The sequence below is a fragment of the Intrasporangium sp. genome, from assembly GCF_039812505.1.
Classification (GTDB): Bacteria; Actinomycetota; Actinomycetes; order Actinomycetales; family Dermatophilaceae; genus Intrasporangium_A.
This window is the reverse complement of sequence record NZ_JBDIAQ010000221.1, coordinates 1-4,041: the sequence shown is the minus strand read 5'-3', so window position 1 is coordinate 4,041 and position 4,041 is coordinate 1. Positions and strand designations below refer to the sequence as shown.

Annotated in this window: 3 protein-coding genes; 2 read left to right on the top strand and 1 reads right to left on the bottom strand. The window is 71.2% G+C overall.

Annotated elements, in window-relative coordinates:
* Positions 1-1,135 (top strand): XdhC/CoxI family protein (locus WMI84_RS17260; RefSeq protein WP_347355011.1); only part of this gene is annotated, 1,135 nt, incomplete at its 5' end.
* A 113-nt stretch (positions 1,136-1,248) separates the two neighbouring features.
* Positions 1,249-2,415, top strand: a complete 1,167-nt coding sequence (locus WMI84_RS17255; RefSeq protein WP_347355010.1) for a cytochrome P450 — start codon at positions 1,249-1,251, stop codon at positions 2,413-2,415.
* A gap of 257 nt (positions 2,416-2,672) precedes the next feature.
* Here WMI84_RS17255 and mgrA read toward each other — a convergent pair whose 3' ends face one another.
* Positions 2,673-3,716, bottom strand: a complete 1,044-nt coding sequence (gene mgrA, locus WMI84_RS17250; RefSeq protein ID WP_347355009.1) for an L-glyceraldehyde 3-phosphate reductase — start codon at positions 3,714-3,716, stop codon at positions 2,673-2,675.
* Positions 3,717-4,041 lie beyond the last annotated feature (325 nt).

Genomic DNA, 4,041 nt, shown 5'->3' with positions numbered 1-4,041 from the left:
CGTCAGCGACGACGACGCCTTCGCCGTGGGCCTGACCTGCGGCGGGATCATGGACGTCTTCGTCGAGAAGGTCTCCAAGCAGACCTATCCGGAGCTCGGTCAGGTCGCCGCCGACATCGAGGCGGGCCGGCCCGTCGCGGTCGCCACCGTGGTCGAGCATCCGGACCCCGCCTGGCTCGGCCGCCGGCTGGTCATCCACCCGGAGGACGCCGAGGAGGACGAGGGCGACGACACCCCCCCGATCGACAGTGCAATATTGCCGATCGACAGTGCAACATTGCCGATCGACAGTGCAGCAGTCCCGATCGACAGTGCAACATTGCCGATCGAGAGTGCAGCATCTGGCATCGGGAGTGCGGCTTCGGGGAACACGCGAGCGCCGGCCGGCTCAGCGGCATACGCCGGTATGACGCTGGGCTCGCCGCGCGCCGACGCCGCCGTCCTCGACGACGCCCGCGGGATGCTGGCCCAGGGGAGCACCGGCCTGCTCACCTACGGTCCGGACGGAGAGCGGCGCGGCGAGGGGATGCGGGTGTTCGTGGCGTCGTACGCGCCCAGGCCCCGGATGCTCGTGTTCGGGGCGATCGACTTCGCGGCCGCGGTGGCCAAGGTCGGCAGCTTCCTGGGCTACTACGTGACGGTGTGCGACGCGCGGCCGGTGTTCGCCACCAAGTCCCGCTTCCCGGTGGCCGACGAGGTCATCGTGCGGTGGCCCCACGAGTACCTGCGCGAGGAGGTCGACGCGGGGCGGATCGACCCGCGGACCGTGATCTGCGTGCTCACCCACGACCCGAAGTTCGACGTGCCCGTGCTCGAGATCGCCCTGCGGCTGCCCGAGGTCGCCTACATCGGCGCGATGGGGTCGCGCCGTACCCATGCCGACCGTCTCGACCGGCTCCGGGAGGCCGGGCTGACCGAGGACGAGCTCGCCCGGATGCACTCGCCCGTCGGGCTCGACCTCGGGGCGCGGACCCCGGAGGAGACGGCGATCAGCATCGCGGCAGAGATCATCCTGGACCGGTGGGGTGGCCGCGGGCAGCGGCTCGGCGGGCTGGCCGGACCGATCCACCACCATCACGGCCTCGTCGAGGAGCCGCCGGCGCTGCCGCACCAGATCGGTGCCAGCCACGGCTGACCGCTGCGGCCGGCGCGCCTCGACCGACACGCCATGCGCGCCAATCCTCCTTATCGACAACGCGGTTCAATAGTGGGTGACAGTTCGACAGGGCGATGACAGTGGGAGCGAAGATGACCGAACGGACCGGTTTGGACACGCGCGAGATCGACTGGGACCCGCGGGCGCCGGAGGTGCTCGCCGACCAGGTCGCCGCCTACGACGCCATGCGCGCGCAATGCCCGATCGCGTATGGCGCACAGCACAACTGGACGGTGTTCGGGCATGCCGACACCGTGCGGATCCTCGACGACCCGGCTGGATTCTCGAACGTCGTGTCGGCCTACCCGGCCGTCCCGAACGGCATGGACGAGCCGCGGCACCGTCCCTACCGGCAGATCGTCGACCGCTACTTCACCGCCGAGCGGCTCGCCCACTTCGAGCCGCACTGCCGGGCGCTCGCCCACTCCGTGGTGGGCGACCTGCGGGTGCCGGGACAGGTCGAGGTCATGTCGGCGCTGGCGGAGCCGTTCGCCAACGCCGTCACGTGCGGGTTCATGGGCTGGCCCGACTCGCTGCGCGAACCGCTGCGGGAGTGGACCGGCAAGAACCACCGGGCCACTCTGTCGATGGACCGGCAGGCCATGCACGCGGTCGCGCTCGAGTTCGACGGGTACATCCGCGAGCAGCTCGACCTGCGCCGCGCGGATGGCGCCGACCCCGACGACGTCACCGCGGCACTGCTGACCGAGCGCGTCGACGGCCGCCCGCTCGACGACGCGGAGATCGTCGCGATCGTGCGCAACTGGACGGTGGGGGAGCTCGGCACCATCGCCGCGAGCGTCGGCATCATCGTCGAGTTCCTCGCCACCCACCCCGAGGTGCAGGACCGGCTGCGGGCCGACCGCTCGCTGCTGGTGGCCGCGACGGACGAGATCCTGCGCATCCACGCGCCGCTGATCTCGAACCGGCGTCGCACGACGGGCGAGGTGACCATCGCCGGGCGGAAGATCCCGGCCGAGGAGCGGGTCATCGTGCTCTGGGCCTCGGCCAACCGGGACGAGCGGGTCTTCGGCGACCCGGACGAGTTCCGGCTGGACCGCGACCCGGCCGACAACCTGCTCTACGGTCGCGGCCTGCACGACTGTCCGGGTGCGCCGCTCGCCCGGCTCGAGCTGCACGAGGTGCTCGACGCACTGCTCGACGCGACCAGCCGGATCGAGCCGGCCCCCGGCACCGAGCGGACGCTCGCGACCTATCCGGCCTCGGGCTTCGCCACCGTGAGCGTGCGGCTGGGCTGAGCCTCGGCGCGCACCTGGGGAGTCCGCGACCCGCGGCTTCGTCGCGTGGCCCTCCACGGCCCGTCCCGTACCTACGGACACAACAAGTCGGGGTCGTCGGCTCCAGTCGTGCGTGGCGGGTCGGGGCCGGGCGGACTTGTTGCGTCCGTACGTACACGGCGTGAGCGCCCCGCGCCCGTCGGGCCGGGTCGGCGTGACGGCCGGGGTTACCGTGACGACCGGGGCCGGCGCCACGGCCCGACCTCAGCGCGCGGCCCTCAGAACGAGCTGGACCGCTGCCAGATGTTGATCCCGCTCTCGACGGCGTCTTGCTCGATCCGGGCGAGCTCGGCCTCGTCGAACGAGAGGTGCTCGAGCGCGCCGAGGCTGTCCTCGAGCTGGGCGACCGACGAGGCGCCCACCAGCACCGAGGTGACCCGCGGGTCGCGCAGCACCCAGGCGAGCGCCAGCTGGGCCAGCGACTGCCCCCGCCCGGCCGCGATCTCGTTGAGCGCCCGCACGTGGGCGAGGGCCGCGTCGGTCAGCAGGTCCGGTGAGAGCGACTTGTGCTGCGCGGCCCGCGACCCGACGGGTATGCCGTGCAGGTACTTGTCGGTCAGCATCCCCTGCGCGAGCGGCGAGAAGGCGATGCAGCCGACGCCCTCGTCCTCGAGCACGTCGAGCAGGTCGTGCTCGACCCAGCGGTTGAGCATGGAGTAGCTCGGCTGGTGGATGAGCAGCGGCGTGCCGAGGTCGCGCAGGATGGCGACCGCCTCGCCGGTGCGCGCCCCGGAGTACGACGAGATCCCGGCATATAGCGCCTTGCCCGCGCGGACCGCCGCGTCGAGCGCGCCCATGGTCTCCTCGAGCGGCGTCGTCTCGTCGAAGCGGTGCGAGTAGAAGATGTCGACGTACTCGACGCCCATCCGTCGCAGTGACTGGTCGAGCGAGGACAGCAGGTACTTGCGCGAGCCGCCGCCCTGCCCGTACGGGCCCGGCCACATGTCGTAGCCGGCCTTCGTCGACAGGACCAGCTCGTCGCGGTAACGCCTGAAGTCCTGCGCGAAGATCGTGCCGAAGTTGCACTCGGCGCTGCCGTACGGGGGCCCGTAGTTGTTGGCCAGGTCGAAGTGGGTCACCCCCAGGTCGAAGGCGCGCCGCAGGATCGCCCGCTGCCGCTCCAGCGGCACGTCGTCGCCGAAGTTGTGCCACAGCCCGAGGGAGACGGCCGGCAGGTCGAGCCCCGAGCGGCCGGCCCGGCGGTAGGACATGTGCTCGTAGCGGTCGCGCCGGGCCTGGTAGTCGTCTGCGTGGAGCGTCATGCGCCCATCCTCCCCGACGGGCCGGTATGCCGCTCACCCCCTCCACGCCGCACCATCGAGAGCACTCCCACCCGACCCCCACCCCGATCGACAGTGCAGCATTCCCGATCGACAGTGCAGCATTCCCGATCCACAGTGCAGAAGTCGCGATCGAGGGCTCAGTGCTCGGGCCTCTCGACCCCCGAGAAGGCTGCACTCTCGATGAGGAGAGGTGCGTGCGGGCGTGCAGCGGCGTCGGCGGCATATGTGGCTCTCCTGACATGAATGTGGGTCGACTCACCTGTGGTATGGGAGTTTGAGGGTGGTGGGGCCGCAGGTGAGCATG

Coding starts and splice junctions, on each gene's coding strand:
- WMI84_RS17255 (WP_347355010.1), top strand. CDS start 1,249: ATGACCGAACGGACCGGTTTGGACACGCGCGAGATCGACTGGGACCCG.
- mgrA (WP_347355009.1), bottom strand. CDS start 3,716: ATGACGCTCCACGCAGACGACTACCAGGCCCGGCGCGACCGCTACGAG.